This is a genomic window from Phormidium yuhuli AB48, assembly GCF_023983615.1.
GTDB lineage: Bacteria > Cyanobacteriota > Cyanobacteriia > Cyanobacteriales > Geitlerinemataceae > Sodalinema > Sodalinema yuhuli.
Genome location: NZ_CP098611.1, coordinates 2,554,239 through 2,571,230 on the forward strand (window position 1 = coordinate 2,554,239; position 16,992 = coordinate 2,571,230).

Here is a 16,992-nt window from a genome sequence, read left to right on the forward strand (position 1 = left end):
AATCCAACAGGTCGTCCTGAAAAAGGAACAAACATTACGAGGTTAATGCATGACAGTTGCGACACCCCAAAAACTTTCACTGAATTGGTTTGCGGTTATCTGGATCGCCACCATTCACTTGTTGGCGTGCTTAGCGTTTTTGCCAAGTACCTTTACCTGGGCCGGTGTTGGCGTTGCCCTGTTCTTACACTGGGTTACCGGAGCCTTGGGCGTCACGATGGGATGGCATCGCCTAATCAGTCACCGCAGTTTTGAAGTCCCTAAATGGTTGGAGTACTTCCTGATGTTCTGCGGCACTCTATCCTGTCAAGCGGGCCCTGTGGACTGGGTTGGTATGCACCGCATTCATCATAAATACTCTGATACCCCTGCTGACCCCCATGACTCCAATAAAGGATTTTGGTGGAGTCACGTTGGCTGGATGTTTTTTGAGATTCCGGCTAAAGAAGAAGCCTCTAAGATGGTCAAAGATATTGGAGACGATCCGGTCTACAAATTTTGCCAAAACTTCTTTATTCCCATTCAATTTGTCTTGGGATTTATTCTCTATTTCTTAGGGGATTATTTTGTCGGAAACGGAATCTCTTTTGTCGTCTGGGGCGTTTTTGTCCGCATGGCGGTTATGTTCCACTGCACCTGGTTTGTCAACAGTGCCACCCACAAATTTGGCTATCGCACCTATGAATCCGGTGACGATTCCCGTAACTGCTGGTGGGTGGCTCTGGTCACCTACGGTGAAGGCTGGCACAATAACCATCATGCTTTCCAATACTCGGCCCGTCATGGTCTCAAATGGTGGGAAATAGATGTCACTTGGATGATGATCAGTGCCTTAAAGGCTGTTGGCTTAGCCAAAAAAGTCAAAATGCCTCCCAAGAATGCCAAGCCAATCTCAGGTTGACCCCTCGGGTCGTCTGTAATCATTTTTAGGCTGAAGAACCCGGCTTTCTGAAGAAACCGGGTTTTTTCCAGTTTAACTCTTGGTCAGGCTTAACCCACCTCAATCTAGTCTTGATAAACTCTCACCAAGGGGTTGCGGAGTGCTGGTTTTTAGGTTAGTATTAAGGGATACGAGGGCATGTAGCTCAGTCGGATAGAGCATCAGATTCCGGTTCTGAGGGTCGGGGGTTCGAATCCCTCCATGCTCGTCTATCATGAAGCCGTTAGGACGTTTGAGTTTTAACGGCTTTTTGCTATTTTCCGGTAAGGATTGTTAGCCTGGAGGGAAGTTGCTCAGCAAAGGAAATGTCTCCTTTATGGTTAAACAACTTCTTTTCGGACTTATCTCAGGTTCCGTCCTCTCCCTGGCCCTACCGGGCCTAGCGGTTCCGTCTCTTGGAGAGAGCGCCCTCTCGTCGAACCGTGACCGTCCTGGGGTAAACGCAATCCTAGCTCAAGGGGTTGAACCGGGCCCAGGGGATGGCCATGGACCCGATGAGGATGAGGTCTTGATTGAAGCGGGACCCCTACAGGGGAGTTGGCGGGCCGCTCAGGTTGAACAGGACCGACCTCTGGCTTATTTCACCATTTTTCACGACGAAGGGGCTTCTGAAGCCGATGGCTCTTTTCTCATGGGATTAGCGATGGGAGATGGCCTCGATGGTGAGTCGGGTCAGATTCAGTCTGTGCGATTGGAGGGCGATCGCCTCGAAATCACCTGGAACCCCACCAGTGACTCCCAGGAACGCTACTATCTCACTCTAGAGCCAGAGCATGAAGACCTCTACCGTGGCACCTTTGAGGCTGAACGGAACCCTGCCAGCTTTGAGGTCACCCTGGAACGGCAAGTTTTTGATGATTAACGAAAACGGGTTAACGCGACCCGATAGCGTTGTTTCTTGGTGATGGAGACCTCTCCCACTTCTAAACGTCCTTTGCCCCGAATGGCAATTAAATCACCGGAACTGACGTTATAACTCGGTTGGGTGATGTCCTTCCAGTTCACCCGGACATCCCCACCACTAATCAAACCCGCCATTTTGCTGCGAGACATCCCAAAACCGGCCGAGGCGATCGCATCTAACCGTAACGAGGCTTCCACGGTGGTCATTTGCTTGGTTTTGGGAGCTTGCACTCGTAATTCGTCTAAGGCAATGGCCCGAGTTTTCACAGGAACCGATCGCACCTGAGTCAGGTTCAACTCCAAAAACTCCACCAACTCCGGCACAACTAGCACCTGGGCCCCCCGTTCTCCCAAAACCAGGATATCCCCAGTTTTCTCCCGCACCAGTCCCGTTCCCAACATCGACCCCAAAAAGTCACGGTGGCTGGCGGTATCAAAGAGAAAATTCCCCGCCACTTCCAGAGCCGCCACCTGCACCTGCTCGACATCCAGGGGCAAATCCGAGCGGGCGATCGCCAACCGTTGCCGTTCCGCCTGAGGATAGCCCCCCCAGGCAACAATTTGAACTTCCGTTAGCGTCTCAAACAGTCTCTGAGCCTCGAATAACTCCGGGGGAGACAAAAAATCCGTTTGAGTGATTTCCCAGGTTTTCAGCGCTTCCTCAGCTCGGTCAAGGATTTTAGCCAGGGCCTCGCGGTTCTCAACAGATTTGAGAAGTTCATCTCTAGGCAGCATGGGGATCAGAAATAATGGACAATGAGGGACATTCGAGTTAGGCGCGACCTTGGAGAGTTTGCAGACTCAGGGGGCGGGCCCGACGCACGATGGGAAGGATATCCGCCAGTTGGAAGCGAGACCCCTCGATGACTAGAAGATACTCTCCCCCAGCTAGGCGATCGCGATAGGTGCGGGAATCCCCGAAACGGAGGACAGCTCCCAAGCCACCGCTGGCCAGCACCCCCCCCAGAGCGCCACTACCGGCCCCTAAAATGCCACCAATCACCTGATTTCCCGTCACCCCCGCCCAGGGAAAGGTCTGTAAGCCGGTAATCGCGTTAAAGGTTACCCCTCCGAAAAAGCCAAAGGGAATCAGCCAGGTCATCATGCGAAAAGCCCGCTGTTTGGCGTTTTCATTGGGATCCTCCAGGTCGAAATCCTTGGCAGTTTGATAACCCGTGCCAAAAATTCGTAAATTCTCCTGGGGAAAGCCGGCTTTTTCTAAATCCGTGTAGATGGTTTCCGCCTGAATGCGATCGCCCACTGCGGCCACTAAATACTCCATTAGGGCTAACTCTCTCTCCGTCTAGCTATGAGGTCTCCCTATTAGAGTAACAGGTTGCCTGAGGGCGATCGCCATAACCTTACCAAGACCTATTCCCAGCAACAAAGCGGTTGCAGCAGAGTTCCCCGAGAGAACCCTAGTGCAACCGCTTGTTGAAGACTCCAGGTGGAGAGTTCCACCCGAGTCATCCCACCAATGGCTGAACCCTAGTAGGTTTCAACGTGCCAGCGGTGAGCTTTCTTGAGTTGTTTCTGGTAATCTGACCAATCAACCCCCTGTTTGGACGCCGCCGAGGACATTCCCTCATCGATTCCGCCTTCCATCCCTTTCAAACCACAAATGTAGGTGTGGGTGTTCGGTTGTTGGACCAGTTCCCAGACGCGATCGGCATTCTCCTGAATCCGATGCTGTAGATACATTTTGCCGCCGTCAGCATTCGTCTGCTCCCGGCTGATGGCGTAGGTTAACTCAAACTGATCGGGATACTCAGCCTGCATTTTCTCCAGATCATCTTTATAGAGGATGTTGGCCGTGTAGGGGATGCCGAAGATCAGCCAAGCTTTGCCTTTGAACTTGTAATCCTCGTGTTTCTCCTCAAACATCCGTTGTAAGAAGGCCCGGAAGGGAGCAATCCCGGTTCCGGTGGCCATCATGATGACGTTGGCATGTTCATCATCGGGCAGCAGCATCTCTTTACCCACGGGGCCAGTGATACTGACATCATCCCCTTCTTTCAAGTCACAGAGGAACTTAGAACAGACCCCATAGACGGTTTCCCCGGTTTCGGGATGCTGATACTCCAACTCCCGAACACATAGAGACACGGTCTTGTCATCGCCATCATCGCCGTGACGAGTCGAGGCGATAGAATACAGACGCAACTTGTGGGGTTTGCCCTTGTCGTCTTCTCCAGGAGGGATGATGCCGATGCTTTGACCTTCAAGGTATTCGAGGTCTCCAGCGGAGATGTCAAATTTAAGATGTTGTACTCGTCCCGAACCCCCTTCGCGGACCAGTCCCTCGTTGCTTAGACACTTTCCGACGAATGGGTTTTTCGGGCGGTAGATGTTGACGGGAACTTTCTTTTTTTCGGAGGCTTTAGCCGAGGTTTTCCCTTTGGCTTCTCCCTTGGTTTCCGGTTTGGCTTGAGTCATAGATTTGCTCGCTTCTGCGGGTTTGGACTCCTGGGCTTGAGACCCATTGGCAGAGGCAGCTTGGTTATTCCAGTCTTCACCGGTGAGCGGGCGGATGTTGACGATTTTGCCCCCGAGACGAGTGATGCGCTGCATCTCCTCGTTCATGCGGTTGTAGGGGACAGTCATCGTCTGAGTCCCACTGCGGCGAATCGGGGCATCTTGGCCATTGCCATCTTGTCCTAAGCCTTCGACTTCATAGACAAAGAGGCGATTTCCAGCAACGGTGTTATTCCCGCCCGAGGCGTTTGGATTGTACATGAGTGACGTATTTATCAGAACCCTAGTTAACAAGTTGCCGTTCTCACCGTCCTCGCTGATCTGGCTCCGCCGTGGACCGGCCAGCCTCCGTCAGAGAGTCAATTTGGTGACAACAGCTACAATCCTCTATTCTAAAGGGTTTCGATGGAATAACCAAACTCACCTCTGGAATAGACTTTAGCTAATCTCTCGGGAGCGAACTGTGATTCTGGTATCATTTTGCTAGGTTTTTGAAATTTTCATGATAAGAAACGGCAACTCATGCCCCAGTTTGAGGGGGCTGACGCGGTTTAAGCTGGGCAGGGAAGAGGATGGATGTGAGTTTGAGTTGGTGGACAAGCAGTCATTGGGTCATGTTAGGGCTGTTGTTGGGGTTTGCCATTGCCCATAGTGGTTTGGCGGCCCTGCGTCCCTGGGGGGAGGCTAAAATCGGTGCCCGTCTCTACCGGGTTCTATTTGCGCTGGTGAGTTTGCCCTCGGCGGTGGTTCTGATTACCTACTTTTTTGTCCACCGCTATGATGGGGCCCAACTTTGGATGGTTCAAGGGGTTGAAGGCGTTAAACCTCTCGTCTGGGGGCTATCCTTTGTCTCGTTTTTGTTTTTGTACCCGGCTACCTTTAACTTGGTGGAAGTGGCGGCGATCGCCAAACCCCAAGTTCATCTCTACGAAACGGGGATCATTCGCATCAGTCGTCACCCCCAGATGGTGGGTCAAGTGATTTGGTGTATTGCCCATACCCTCTGGATTGGCACCAGTTTTGCCCTGGTCACGTCCTTGGGGTTGATTGGCCATCATCTGTTCGCGGTTTGGCATGGCGATCGCCGTCTGGCCTCTCGCTATGGAGAATCTTTTGAAACCTTGAGATCCCGCACCTCCGTGATCCCCTTTTTGGCCATTGCCCAGGGGGAGCAACGCCTCGTCTGGCGGGAGTTTCTTCGCCCAGCTTACCTTGGGGTAGTGGTCTTCGTTTTAGGATTTTGGTGGGCCCATCCTTGGCTAATGCGTGTCACAGGGAACATACCCTGGTAGCATGATCCCAGAGCCATATAAAGAAGTTAATAAATCTCAATTATGTCGTTGTCCGTTAGCGAGCAGCGTTTCAAGGAAGAAGTTTTACAATCTGAGATTCCCGTCTTAGTAAACTTCTGGGCACCTTGGTGCGGCGTGTGTCACCTCATTCACCCCCAGTTGACACAGTTTCGCCGTGAGTATGGTGATCTCATCAAAATTGTCGATGTCAACGCCGATGAGAGTTTACGCCTGGCCAGTACCTATCGTTTAGCGACCCTGCCCACCCTCCTGTTGTTTGACGGCGATCGCATCGTCGAGCGCCTTGAGGGCTTCCAAGGCCGTGAAAGTCTGCGATCCCAACTGCTACAGATGGTTGAACACTACGCTGGGGATCGCTCCATGGCCTTGCCCTCTTAAGGCATCTCGGCCACGGTCTTCGGCTCCCTATAACCTCAGTAATCCTCGTCGAGATGACCCACTTGGGCCTCTCGATGAGTTTCGCGCGTCTACATCTGGTGGTCTTCATCCCCTCACCTGCCTGGGGTCCGCCGCAGCCGCCGAACCCCGCCTCTGAAGGGGCGATCGCTCCCTAAGACGCCCCCACTCCCCAGCAAAAATTCCACAAAAAATTCAATAACCCCCCAGAGTTTGACCTTTTCTTTCAAGGCCTGTGTCACAATAGGAGCGTCATTTTGTCCAAATGTGAAGAAATATAAACTCATACAGTTGCAATGGAACCCCTATATCAGTACGCCTGGCTTATTCCAGTGCTGCCCCTCATCGGTGCAGCCTTGGTTGGCTCAGGCCTAATTTCCTATAACCAAGCCACCAACCGGCTACGACAGGGCAACGCCGTTGTCATCATCTCCCTACTCGGCGCGGCCATGGTCATGTCCTTGAGTCTCCTCTGGAGTCAACTCCAAGGTCATGCCCCAGTCACCCAAACTTTAGAATGGGCAGCCGCTGGGGATTTCCACCTCAGTATGGGGGTTATCATTGACCCCCTAACCAGCGTCATGTTGGTCATCGTTACCACTGTGGCCCTATTGGTGATGATCTACACCGATGGCTACATGGCCCATGACCCCGGTTATGTCCGCTTTTATGCCTATCTCAGCCTCTTCAGTTCCTCCATGTTGGGCCTGGTCATCAGTCCCAACCTCGTCCAGATTTATATCTTCTGGGAATTGGTGGGGATGTGTTCCTACCTGCTAATTGGCTTCTGGTACGATCGCCAAGCGGCCGCCGATGCTTGCCAAAAAGCCTTCATCACCAACCGCGTCGGTGACTTTGGCTTACTCCTGGGCATCCTGGCCCTCTATTGGGCCACCGGTAGCTTTGAGTTTGCTGAAATTGGCGAAAACCTAGAAACCCTCATCGACACAGGCGCTCTCAGTAGCGGGATGGGGGTTCTCTTCGCGGTGCTGGTCTTCCTCGGTCCCGTGGCCAAATCTGCCCAATTCCCCCTCCATGTCTGGCTTCCCGATGCCATGGAAGGACCGACCCCCATCTCGGCCCTCATCCATGCTGCCACCATGGTCGCCGCCGGGGTGTTCCTCATTGCCCGGATGTTCCCCGTCTTTGAGGCCGTTCCCGCCGTTCTCGATATCATCGCCTGGACAGGTGCCTTCACTGCCTTTCTCGGTGCCAGTATCGCCATCACGCAAAATGACATCAAAAAAGGCCTTGCCTATTCCACCATCTCCCAACTCGGTTACATGGTCATGGCCATGGGAGTGGGAGCTTACAGTGCGGGACTCTTCCACCTGATGACCCATGCCTACTTCAAAGCCATGCTCTTCCTTGGCTCTGGCTCCGTCATTCATGGCATGGAAGGAGTTGTCGGTCATAACCCCGATTTAGCTCAAGATATGCGGCTGATGGGGGGACTGCGTAAGTATATGCCCTTCACCGCTAGCACCTTCCTGGTGGGAACCCTGGCCATTTGCGGGATTCCTCCCTTCGCCGGTTTTTGGTCTAAAGATGAAATCCTCGGGGCCGCCTTCAGTGCTAATCCCGCCCTCTGGGTGATTGGTTGGCTCACTGCCGGGATTACGGCCTTCTATATGTTCCGGATGTACTTTAGTACCTTTGAAGGGGAGTTCCGGGGCAATGATGAGGAGATTCGTAAGCAACTTAGCCCAGAGGCTCATGATGACCATGGCCATGACCACAGCCATAGTCCCCATGAATCCCCCTGGACCATGACCTTACCCTTAGTGGTTCTCGCGATTCCCTCGGCCTTAATTGGTTTGGTGGGGATGCCCTTCGCCAATCGCTTTGAACGCTTCATCCATGCTCCCGGTGAGGTGGTGCCAACTCTCGCGGAAATGGCAGAAGAGTTTGAACTGAGCGAGTTTGTGGTCATGGCCGGGAGTTCCGTAGGGATTGCCCTGCTGGGGATTACCCTGGCCTCGCTGATGTACCTGCGGCAGAACATTGACCCCGGGGCGATCGCCAAAACCCTACAACCGCTCTATCAGTTCTCCCTCAACAAGTGGTATTTCGACGAACTCTATGACAAGGTGTTTGTCAAAGGCAGTCGTCGTCTGGCTCGTCAGGTGATGGAAGTGGACTATCGCATTGTCGATGGAGCCGTCAACCTCACAGGACTTGCTACCCTACTCAGTGGCGAAGGACTGAAATATTTTGAAACCGGTCGCGCTCAATTCTACGCTCTGACCATCTTCGCCGCCGTCTTAGCGACTGTTATCTTCTTCGGCGCGACCTAAGCCGATTTTATGCCTCAGCGTCAATAAAGAATGGATTTTCCTTGGCTCACAACAATTATCCTGTTTCCCATCGTTGCCGCTTTGTTCATCCCCCTGATTCCGGACAAAGACGGAAAAACGGTGCGTTGGTATGCTCTCATCGTTGGACTGATTGACTTCTGTGCGATCGTCTATACCTTTTATCGCTACTACGACCTCACGGAACCGGGAATGCAACTGGTGGAAACCTATGCCTGGATTCCCCAGCTTAATCTCAATTGGTCGGTTGGGGTGGATGGCCTGGCCATGCCCCTGGTTATCCTGACTGGGTTCATCACCACCTTAGCGATTCTGGCGGCTTGGCCCGTCACCCTGAAGCCAAAACTGTTTTATTTCCTGATGCTGGCTATGTATGGCGGTCAGATTGCCGTCTTTGCGGTTCAGGATATTCTGCTGTTCTTCTTGGTTTGGGAACTGGAGTTAATCCCGGTTTATATCATCCTGGCTATCTGGGGTGGGAAAAAACGCCAATACGCGGCGACGAAGTTTATCCTCTACACCGCTGGCGGTTCTCTGTTTATCTTGGCGGCGGCCCTCACCATGGCCTTCCATGGGGATACGGTCACCTTTGATATGCAGGCCCTAGCGGCGAAAGACTATGGCGTGGCTCTGGAAGTGTGGCTCTATGCGGCGTTCCTGATTGCTTATGGGGTGAAGTTGCCCATTTTCCCCCTACATACTTGGCTTCCCGATGCTCATGGTGAAGCGACAGCCCCAGCTCACATGTTGCTGGCAGGGATTCTCCTGAAAATGGGGGGATATGCCCTAATTCGCATGAATGCTGGGATGTTACCCGATGCTCACGCCGTGTTTGCGCCGGCCTTGGTGATTCTGGGGGTGGTGAACATTATCTATGCCGCTTTAACCTCTTTTGCCCAACGCAACCTCAAGCGTAAGATTGCCTACTCGTCTATTTCTCACATGGGGTTTGTCCTGATTGGCATTGCCTCCTATACGGATTTAGGCATGAGTGGGGCAGTCTTGCAGATGGTCTCCCACGGACTCATCGGTGCAAGTTTGTTCTTCCTAGTCGGCTGTACCTATGACCGCACCCATACCCTGATGCTTGATGAGATGGGGGGGGTAGGCCAGAAGATGAAAAAAGTCTTCGCCATGTGGACGGTCTGTGCCCTGGCCTCTCTGGCTCTACCGGGGATGAGTGGCTTTGTGGCCGAGTTGATGGTCTTTGTCGGCTTTGCCACCAGTGATGCTTATAGTCTCACCTTCCGAGTGGTGGTTGTGTGTTTGGCGGCGGTTGGGGTGATTTTGACCCCGATTTATCTGCTGTCGATGCTACGGGAACTGCTGTATGGCCCTGAGAATAAAGAGCTGGTCGAACATGAGGTGTTGGTGGATGCTGAACCTCGCGAGGTCTTTGTGATTGGTTCTTTGCTGATTCCGATTATTGGCATTGGCCTCTATCCGAAGCTGTTAACTCAGGTCTATGATGCAACGACCGTTCAACTCACGGCACGGTTACGGGAATCGGTTCCGTCTTTGATCCGTCGTGATCAGGTCGCAGCTCAACCTACAGCCATGGCTGTTCAATCAGCTCCTTCTTTGAAGGATTAGCATATACCATAATCGCTTTTTTTCTGTCAATAGATAACGGCAAAAATGGTGATTGCGACTCAGCCCTGGTTCTCCTGAACCGGGGTTTTGTTCTCAAGGAAGTTCAGGGAAAACTCAACGTAAGGATGGATTGATTTGCGGCGATGTCGTGGGAGAATCAAACGAGTGGCTTGTGTACGAATGGATTCAACCGTTGGAAGATTTTCGCTATGGATGCGATCGCCAGGTGTTGGATGAGGCCAGCCACACCCTTAAACATCTGCTCCGTTATGACTTTAAGCCGTCAACAGACCCCATTTATCCCCTCTGGGAATAAACTGTCAATAGCCTATGAGTGACTTAAAACTGACTCGTCAGCGTATTATTGCCTTTGCCCTGCCCGCTATTCCTATTTCGGCCCTGGGGTTACCATTGGTGGTCTATGTCCCTCCTTTTTACAGTGAACTGGGGTTGAGTCTATCGGTAGTGGGCAATATCTTCGCCTTGGCGCGATTCTGGGATCTGATCACTGACCCAGTTTTAGGGACCCTCAGCGATCGCTGGACAACCCAAATCGGACGGCGACGGCCCTGGATTATTCTTTCGGTTCCCCTGTTGATGGCTAGCGCCTATGCCCTTTTCCTCCCCGAACAACCGGTATCAGCCTCTTATCTGCTAACTTGGCTGATTTTGCTCTATGTGGGGTACACCATGTTGAGTATCTCCCATATGTCCTGGGGGGCAGAACTGTCAGATGATTATCACGATCGCGCCCGAGTTCAGGGCTGGCGGGAGTTCTCTCTAATTTTCGGAATGTTAGCTGTTTTGGCGATTCCAGCGGTCATGCAGCAAACGCAAAATGCGAACTCCACCACACAGGTGGGGGCCATGGGCTGGTTTGTGGTGGTGACGCTGCCGATTACTATCGTTGTCTCTGTCTGGAAAGTCCCCGAACGTCCCACTCCCCCTCAATCCACAATTGGTTTCGTCAAGTCGGCCAAAATTCTCGCCCGCAACCGCCTCTTACAACGAGTCTTAGGAGCCAATTTTTTAACGGGACTTGCCCCTGGGGTAACGGGGTCAATCTATATTTTTTTCATCAGTGATGTGATGGCCCTACCGGACTGGTCTAGTGCCATTCTGTTGATGTATTTTTTGGCGAGTCTGATTGGGGTCCCGGGTTGGATTTGGCTCAGTTGTCGCCTCGGGAAACACCAAACCTTTATGGTGGCTATGGTTTGGATGGCCCTTGTGTTACCTTTGCTGCTGTTGGTTCCCCCAGGTAGCTTGTGGCTCAATATCTTAGTCAATGCCCTTTATGGGGTCACCATGGGCGCCAGTCCCTTTCTCTTGCGCTCGATTTTAGCTGATGTGACAGATTGGGACAATCTTGAGTCCGGGAGTCAACGGACAGGACTGTATTATTCTCTACTGATGATGAGTAATAAGTTTGGCTATGCTCTGGCGGTGGGGGTGACCTATCCCCTCTTAGATTGGATTGGCTATAGTCCTGATTTACAGAACACTCCTGAAACGCTGATGGAGTTAAAACTATTGTTTATTTTTGCCCCAATCCTAGCCATCTTACCGGCGGCAGCCCTCCTCTGGCGTTTCCCCCTCAATGTTCATGCTCAACAGATGTTACGCCAGCAGTTGATTGAGCGGGATGTGTTGGGGGGAGGAGATAGGTAAGAGACAATCGGGGAGTTAGGATGAGGTGTCCTAACTCCGGTGGCGGGGGGGGGAATTAATTTAATTCAGCGAGCAGAGTCTGGATTGCCCCAACCAGAGCCTCGTTGTTGACTTGTTCGGCTAAATCAAGGGCGGTTTCTAGGCTGGCGATCGCCTCGGAGGTGCGCCCTCGTTGTCGTAGGGCCCTCCCCAAGAGATAATGGGCTTGGGGCCAATCCGGTTCTAGGGCGATCGCTTGGCGCAAGGACAAAATGGCATTGAGACCATCATTGTTGTCTAACAGAAGCTCACCAACCGTCAGGTGAATATCAGCGCGATCTCCAGATAGGCGTGACGCCTGTTGAAATAAACTGAGGGCCTGTGTCCGTTCTCCTTGACTGAGGAACAAGCGTCCCACTTCAAACAAGAGGGAACCATCCTGGGGTTCCAACTCTGCGGCTCGGTTGAAGGCATTCAACGCCCCTTCCACATCCTCCTGATTTAATCGGGCCACCCCTAGATTGACCTGAATCCGTCCTTCATTGGGGGCCAGTTCCGCCGCTTCTTCTAAGACAGCTAAGGCTTCGTCGTAGCGTTCAAGTTGCAGAAGGGTCGAGCCGATGGACTCCTGAACCTGCCAATTCTGGTTATTGAGACGAGCTGCCTGACGATACGCCTCTAGAGCCCCTTCATAGTTTCCTTGGCGGTAGCGCATCACCCCTAAGCCTAAAAAAGCATTGGTGTTGCGAGGGCTCAGAGCAATAGTCCTCTCATATTGAGCTTCAGCGGCAGCATAATCACCGGTATTAGCCAAACTATAGGCTAAAGCATAGTAAAACTCAGCCACATCAGGTTCAAGTTCCAAGGCCTGACGATAAGCGGTCACCGCCGCATCAAAGTTGTTTTGCCGTGCTTCTAGATAGCCAATCGCGGAGAAAATTCGGGCATTACTATTATCCAATTGAGCGGCCTGGCGATAGGCTCGTAGGGCCTCTGAGAGGTTGCCGGCCAGAACAAGCTCTTGTCCCTCAATCAGCAAGTCATTGATCTCGTCATTATTGTTGGCTTGCACCAGCCGTTCAGAGACTTGGGGCAAGGCTAGGGGTGCAGCAGCAACGGGGGGGACCGCCATCACCGCGATCGCCGCGAGGGAAAACAGAGGCGATAACCAATCCCGAGGCTGGCTGAAGAATCTCAGAAGCGATCTATGACGGGGAACTGTGTAATTAGACATACGTGTTAGACACCTTTCTGGTGAGAGCAAACAGAACCGGAGTTCTTTGAGTTGACCCGATGAACGTGGTCACTCAAAGAATCCCCATATCCTACCATTGACTGCTTTGAGCGATCGGATTCCGGAGGCCAGCCTGGATTGCGCCCCCGTCATCACCCTTGCTCGGGGCTATCAATGGCAGTTTGCATCTGTTGTTCAAGGCGATCGAGGAGAGTCTCGACATCCTCGCCAACCTCCTCAAAGCATTGGGGAGGTTCTAGCTGGGGTTGGTATTGAATGGCTTGAATTTGCCCTCGGCCAACCCCTAAGAGTAAGACTTCAATTTCCGGGTTATGGTTCTCGACGACCCCCATCATGACCCGCAATTGGTTATCCACATTTTCATTCAGGGTCACCAACGCCTTGCGGGGACAGATGATGAAATGGGGCGTGGGTTCCACGTCAATCCCGAGGGTGGAATCACCCTCGGGATCTTGCAGGTGCAGCCCCCACGCTAGGGCCGCGAGTTCTTGACTGTTAGCTTTGACAAACTCATCGAGTTGTTTGCGCCATTGATGACTGGCGGCATGGGCGGCGGAGATTTCAGATTCCATAATGACTGACCAAGAACGATGCGCCCATAGCTTAGCAAATGGGGGGTTCGCGGGTCGAGTCCCGTAGGCCGCGTTACATACGAGCTAACGCTGCAACTTTTTGCCGTTTACTCGGATGCAGTCCTTCGAGTTCTTCTAAAGATAGCCATCCTTCTTTAATCAGTTGGGAAAAGGCAAACAAAAACATGGAATCACGGTAATCATATTTACCGTCAATGTCATGCCGTCTAGCACTGAGATAGTCGTGAAGCCGCCAAAGTTCATCCAAGTTAGAAATTTCTTGAACGGTCTGTTGAACCTCTTCCACTAATGCAGTGACTTCCCGATGATAGGCTTTTTCAAAGGCTGCCTGAGCCAAATCTTTCTCTGTTGTTGTCCAGTCAATGTCAGTCTGTGGCATTATTTAAGTCAGAATTAAATCTAAAGATTTGCAAGAGTGTCTTGCAGTGAGCCATGAACGGGGAAGTTGGGCTACTGCTAGAGCATCAATGACGTTCCCAACCGTTACCGATGGCGTTCGAACGCAAGTACCTATTGCACTGCGCAAGCTGTCTGCATCTTGCTTTCGGGTAAGACTCGGCGTTCTCTGACGTCAGAAATGATGCTATCGGGTTGGGTTAAGTTTTGAGTGGATAAATTATATCAAACTTTTCACAAAAAATCAGAGGCCCTCCCAGCTAAGTCAAGCTGAGAGAGCCTCTGATGGTGTTAAAGCCTGCCTCTGCTGAGGCATTGCGGAGCAAGGGTCTAACGAGCCAGATTTAATAGCTCTTTGGGAGATGCTAGCAAGTCAATAGCCACAAAGAAAATCTGGTTGTCCGGGTTGAGCAGGAAGCGCCACGCCATGTTCATCCCGACAGCGGCACCAAACCAGGGGGTTTGCACCTTCCCGGTGACTTTAATCTGGGTGTAGCCATCTTCTGCGGGTTCGAGAACCCCTTGTTCCGGCATCAGTTTCAAATTCTGACAATCTTCACGCAGGAACTTGAAGACATTATCTTTACCCACAATCGGCCGCTGGAAGGGGGGTTGCAGAGCGCCATCTTCGACAAACAACTTGATGAGGTTGTCGAAGTCATTGGCATTCATGTAGTTCATATAGCTCAGCACGGTGGGGTTATCCACACCTTTGATGCTGACTGTGGTACGTTGTGACATCTCTTTGGGAGGCACAACAGGTTCTGCCACAGTTTGATAGTTATCCAATTTGCTGGTGTCGAAGCCCATGTCTACCACAGCATTGCGCAGCACGGTGATTTGCTGACCAGAATCTAGGCCGCGGATGGATTCTAAGACGGCTTTCGCGTTGGCGGAGAGTTGATAGCCCTCGGGAATTGGGGCAACGACTCCCTGTTCCATCCATTCTCCGAGTTGATACCAAAATCCCAGTTTGATGTTCGAGGACCAAACGGCATAGGTGCGGCACACTTCGGTGTCGGCGCGGTTGGCCAGATCACACATGACCTGGGACTGTTCCTGAAACGACATGGCCTTGATTTTGTTCAAGGTGTTCTCAGCAAACTGCATGTTGGCTGCACCCGGAGCCGCAATGGTAATCGATTTACCCATTTCCAGATAGGCAAACCAAATGAGAGCCAATTGGTCTTCTGCATTCAGCTGAGAGAACCGAGCAATTGTAGCGGGAACGGCATCAGCTGACAGAGTTTCTGGGAAGATGTTGCGGGCTGTTTCGATATTGAATGGCATCTGTTAACCTGAGTTTAAACAACAGTTAGGTTAGGGTAAATAACGTAACGCGGCTGAGGAAAACCGGGGGCAAATTCGGAAAAATCCCCCAGATTACCCAATTTAGACAACGTAGGAGACCTCTCAGTTTTTTCGGTTTGCTGTGAGGGAAAAACCTAGTGGTTTTGGGTAAGTCCTGCTCTTTTGTACTATATCTCAGGTTTCAGGAATGGTGCAAGGGAAAGGTTTGGTGAGCTTACCGATATTGACAAGGGTGAGTTTAGGCAGATCTGTTGAGTCCTTGGCTGCTGATTATATATCCTTGGATTGTTGCAAAACTAGCTTTGATATGCTTGCTTAGCGGTCCAATGGCGATCTGAGGATAGGTAGGCGCAGACTCCAGCGAATCCGGCTGCATCTAGCATCTGTTGAACTTCTTGGAGGGTAAAGGCGGCACAGAGGGAATCTCGAAAGAGTTGAGTTTGATGGGGATCATAGGTACTGCCGAGTTGTTGCACGAGCTGATCAACGCTGGCTAGATTGTTGGGGCGAACTAAATCTCTCAACAAGAGACCCCCTTGGGGTTTAAGGACCCGTCGCAACTCGTTTAGACAGGGGAGGGGGTCTTCAAGATGGTGGATGATACTATTGGAGATGACCAAATCGAAACTGGCATTAGCATAGGGTAGGGATTTGGCATCAGCGTAGTCTAAACGGATGCGATCGCCCAATTCGGCCTTAGCGATATGGGTGGCCCCACGTTTCAACATATTGTGAGATAAATCAATACCAGTGACCGTCCAATGGGGCCGCTGTTGACATAACAGTATGGGAATCCGGGCCGGACCCGTGCCAATGTCAAGAATGGTTGCATGGTCTGGACCGAGGGCGATCGCCTCATCAACAAACGCCTGATTGACGTCGCTGAAATCCATGGCATCATAGGCGATGGTTTCTTCCCAAGTGTCCATTACCTCGGGTTCCAGAACTCGTTTCATGGGGGGATTGGCTCAAGCAGGGAGTAGATGGGTTCGACTAGCTCCATTTGGGCTATGGCTCTGATTGTATCCTGGCTTGGAGCTACTGATGATCGTCAAAAGCTGGAAGGGGATAAGAAAATAGCGAGGCTAGGTTCAAGGCTCTGTCAGTGGTACTCAGCAGACCACATCCCTAATCGGAATGCTCTCGAAGAGATTCTTGTTGTTTAATGTGGGACGTGATGTCGTAATATCCTGTACTATGCTGTACTATCAAGTCAGCGGTTCTAGGACAATCACGATGGCGAAGTTTCCCTTTTCCGTACAACCCCTCCGAGTGGCTTTACGTGCTGTGCCGCTTCTAATGGTCGTGGCTGTAGCTGGCGGATGTATGGAGGACTCACATCATAGGTCCGCCGTCGGCGTAGAAAACTTACATCGTGAAGATTTGCCTAGTGAAGACTTGCAGGGTGAGGTCAGCAGCGGCCGGGAAAATTCACGCCCTGCTAGCCGCTATTACCGTGCCGACCTGCCCGTGAATGCTGAAATGCGGATTGTGCCCCGGGCTGACGGTGAAGTGAATGTAGAGATCATTGCGGCGGCGCCGGAGGGGGCGGGCGCCATGGCGGCAGCGGACTGTCCAATCCTGGCCTCGGGGCATTTTGATGAGGGAGTCTTTATTGCCCCATCCATCCCTCCCGGTGTGTTGGGCTATGACAGTTTCTGGGTTGAAGGCGACTCCCATGATGTTTTCATCAGGGCAGAACAGGTGGAGGAAGGACTGCAAGTGAGTGGACAGATCGACCACTGCGGGCTGGATACCGCCTTTGCTGGATTTTATCGACCCATTGATGAGACCGAATCACGTCTGTTTGTCGGCGATCTCCAGGAACCTTGGAGATTGAACGATTGACTGG

17 protein-coding genes and 1 tRNA gene are annotated in these 16,992 nt (G+C 52.0%); 10 read left to right on the plus strand and 8 right to left on the minus strand.

Annotated features, from left to right (window positions below; translation table 11 throughout):
• Positions 1-49 precede the first annotated feature (49 nt).
• The 3 genes from NEA10_RS10950 (at position 50) to NEA10_RS10960 (ending at position 1,802) form a co-directional block, all read left to right on the plus strand.
• The gene (locus NEA10_RS10950) at positions 50-901 is read left to right on the plus strand and encodes an acyl-CoA desaturase (protein WP_252659846.1); all 852 of its coding nucleotides are present in this window, start codon (positions 50-52) and stop codon (positions 899-901) included.
• Positions 902-1,074: 173 nt separating this feature from the next.
• Positions 1,075-1,148: transfer RNA gene (locus NEA10_RS10955), tRNA-Arg, on the plus strand.
• A gap of 108 nt (positions 1,149-1,256) precedes the next feature.
• Entirely contained in the window at positions 1,257-1,802 is a 546-nt protein-coding gene (locus tag NEA10_RS10960) for a hypothetical protein (RefSeq protein ID WP_252659848.1), read from the plus strand.
• Here the strand turns inward: NEA10_RS10960 and NEA10_RS10965 are convergent.
• The 3 genes from NEA10_RS10965 to cpcD/petH form a co-directional block, all read right to left on the minus strand.
• Positions 1,799-2,578, minus strand: a complete 780-nt coding sequence (locus NEA10_RS10965) for a photosystem II electron transport protein, Sll1252 family (protein WP_252659856.1) — start codon at positions 2,576-2,578, stop codon at positions 1,799-1,801. The genes NEA10_RS10960 and NEA10_RS10965 overlap by 4 nt on opposite strands.
• Positions 2,579-2,615: 37 nt before the next feature.
• Positions 2,616-3,125 (minus strand): hypothetical protein, encoded by a 510-nt coding sequence (locus NEA10_RS10970; RefSeq protein ID WP_252659859.1) that lies wholly within the window; start codon positions 3,123-3,125, stop codon positions 2,616-2,618.
• Between the two features lie 206 nt (positions 3,126-3,331).
• Positions 3,332-4,579 (minus strand): bifunctional rod-capping linker CpcD/ferredoxin--NADP reductase PetH, encoded by a 1,248-nt coding sequence (cpcD/petH, locus tag NEA10_RS10975; RefSeq protein WP_252659861.1) that lies wholly within the window; start codon positions 4,577-4,579, stop codon positions 3,332-3,334.
• Positions 4,580-4,890: 311 nt separating this feature from the next.
• Here cpcD/petH and NEA10_RS10980 point away from each other — a divergent pair, with 311 nt between their 5' ends.
• From NEA10_RS10980 to NEA10_RS11005, 6 genes are all read left to right on the plus strand, one after another.
• A complete protein-coding gene (locus NEA10_RS10980) occupies positions 4,891-5,610 on the plus strand; it encodes an NnrU family protein (RefSeq protein ID WP_374111751.1) in 720 nt (239 codons plus the stop codon).
• A gap of 42 nt (positions 5,611-5,652) precedes the next feature.
• A complete protein-coding gene (locus NEA10_RS10985; protein WP_252659864.1) occupies positions 5,653-6,009 on the plus strand; it encodes a thioredoxin family protein in 357 nt (118 codons plus the stop codon).
• A 314-nt stretch (positions 6,010-6,323) separates the two neighbouring features.
• On the plus strand, positions 6,324-8,324 hold the full coding sequence (locus tag NEA10_RS10990) for an NAD(P)H-quinone oxidoreductase subunit 5 (protein WP_252659866.1): 2,001 nt from the start codon (positions 6,324-6,326) through the stop codon (positions 8,322-8,324).
• A 30-nt stretch (positions 8,325-8,354) separates the two neighbouring features.
• Positions 8,355-9,935, plus strand: a complete 1,581-nt coding sequence (gene ndhD1, locus NEA10_RS10995; protein WP_252659876.1) for a photosynthetic/respiratory NAD(P)H-quinone oxidoreductase subunit D1 — start codon at positions 8,355-8,357, stop codon at positions 9,933-9,935.
• Between the two features lie 172 nt (positions 9,936-10,107).
• Complete coding sequence (locus NEA10_RS11000) at positions 10,108-10,251, plus strand: hypothetical protein (protein WP_252659878.1); 144 nt, start codon at positions 10,108-10,110, stop codon at positions 10,249-10,251.
• Between the two features lie 14 nt (positions 10,252-10,265).
• On the plus strand, positions 10,266-11,606 hold the full coding sequence (locus NEA10_RS11005) for an MFS transporter (protein WP_252659880.1): 1,341 nt from the start codon (positions 10,266-10,268) through the stop codon (positions 11,604-11,606).
• 55 nt (positions 11,607-11,661) lie between these two features.
• Here NEA10_RS11005 and NEA10_RS11010 read toward each other — a convergent pair whose 3' ends face one another.
• The 5 genes from NEA10_RS11010 to NEA10_RS11030 all read right to left on the minus strand — a co-directional run bounded on the left by NEA10_RS11010 (position 11,662) and on the right by NEA10_RS11030 (position 16,096).
• A complete protein-coding gene (locus NEA10_RS11010) occupies positions 11,662-12,819 on the minus strand; it encodes a tetratricopeptide repeat protein (protein ID WP_252659882.1) in 1,158 nt (385 codons plus the stop codon).
• A gap of 152 nt (positions 12,820-12,971) precedes the next feature.
• On the minus strand, positions 12,972-13,412 hold the full coding sequence (gene ccmS / locus NEA10_RS11015) for a beta-carboxysome assembly chaperone CcmS (protein WP_252659884.1): 441 nt from the start codon (positions 13,410-13,412) through the stop codon (positions 12,972-12,974).
• A 73-nt stretch (positions 13,413-13,485) separates the two neighbouring features.
• The gene (gene frp, locus NEA10_RS11020) at positions 13,486-13,812 is read right to left on the minus strand and encodes a fluorescence recovery protein (protein WP_252659886.1); all 327 of its coding nucleotides are present in this window, start codon (positions 13,810-13,812) and stop codon (positions 13,486-13,488) included.
• Positions 13,813-14,159: 347 nt separating this feature from the next.
• Complete coding sequence (locus tag NEA10_RS11025; protein WP_252659888.1) at positions 14,160-15,119, minus strand: orange carotenoid protein N-terminal domain-containing protein; 960 nt, start codon at positions 15,117-15,119, stop codon at positions 14,160-14,162.
• 317 nt (positions 15,120-15,436) lie between these two features.
• The gene (locus NEA10_RS11030; RefSeq protein WP_252659890.1) at positions 15,437-16,096 is read right to left on the minus strand and encodes a class I SAM-dependent methyltransferase; all 660 of its coding nucleotides are present in this window, start codon (positions 16,094-16,096) and stop codon (positions 15,437-15,439) included.
• A 349-nt stretch (positions 16,097-16,445) separates the two neighbouring features.
• Here NEA10_RS11030 and NEA10_RS11035 point away from each other — a divergent pair, with 349 nt between their 5' ends.
• A complete protein-coding gene (locus tag NEA10_RS11035) occupies positions 16,446-16,988 on the plus strand; it encodes a hypothetical protein (protein WP_252659892.1) in 543 nt (180 codons plus the stop codon).
• The last annotated feature ends 4 nt before the right edge of the window (positions 16,989-16,992 follow it).

Excerpts from the sequence above, each read along its gene's own strand:
- NEA10_RS10970 (WP_252659859.1), bottom strand. The coding sequence starts at position 3,125 with ATGGAGTATTTAGTGGCCGCAGTGGGCGATCGCATTCAGGCGGAAACC.
- NEA10_RS10985 (WP_252659864.1), top strand. The coding sequence starts at position 5,653 with ATGTCGTTGTCCGTTAGCGAGCAGCGTTTCAAGGAAGAAGTTTTACAA.
- NEA10_RS11025 (WP_252659888.1), bottom strand. The coding sequence starts at position 15,119 with ATGCCATTCAATATCGAAACAGCCCGCAACATCTTCCCAGAAACTCTG.
- ccmS (WP_252659884.1), bottom strand. The coding sequence starts at position 13,412 with ATGGAATCTGAAATCTCCGCCGCCCATGCCGCCAGTCATCAATGGCGC.
- NEA10_RS11010 (WP_252659882.1), bottom strand. The coding sequence starts at position 12,819 with ATGTCTAATTACACAGTTCCCCGTCATAGATCGCTTCTGAGATTCTTC.
- NEA10_RS10960 (WP_252659848.1), top strand. The coding sequence starts at position 1,257 with ATGGTTAAACAACTTCTTTTCGGACTTATCTCAGGTTCCGTCCTCTCC.
- NEA10_RS10990 (WP_252659866.1), top strand. The coding sequence starts at position 6,324 with ATGGAACCCCTATATCAGTACGCCTGGCTTATTCCAGTGCTGCCCCTC.
- NEA10_RS11030 (WP_252659890.1), bottom strand. The coding sequence starts at position 16,096 with ATGAAACGAGTTCTGGAACCCGAGGTAATGGACACTTGGGAAGAAACC.
- ndhD1 (WP_252659876.1), top strand. The coding sequence starts at position 8,355 with ATGGATTTTCCTTGGCTCACAACAATTATCCTGTTTCCCATCGTTGCC.
- cpcD/petH (WP_252659861.1), bottom strand. The coding sequence starts at position 4,579 with ATGTACAATCCAAACGCCTCGGGCGGGAATAACACCGTTGCTGGAAAT.
- NEA10_RS11005 (WP_252659880.1), top strand. The coding sequence starts at position 10,266 with ATGAGTGACTTAAAACTGACTCGTCAGCGTATTATTGCCTTTGCCCTG.
- NEA10_RS10965 (WP_252659856.1), bottom strand. The coding sequence starts at position 2,578 with ATGCTGCCTAGAGATGAACTTCTCAAATCTGTTGAGAACCGCGAGGCC.
- NEA10_RS10980 (WP_374111751.1), top strand. The coding sequence starts at position 4,891 with ATGGATGTGAGTTTGAGTTGGTGGACAAGCAGTCATTGGGTCATGTTA.
- frp (WP_252659886.1), bottom strand. The coding sequence starts at position 13,812 with ATGCCACAGACTGACATTGACTGGACAACAACAGAGAAAGATTTGGCT.
- NEA10_RS10950 (WP_252659846.1), top strand. The coding sequence starts at position 50 with ATGACAGTTGCGACACCCCAAAAACTTTCACTGAATTGGTTTGCGGTT.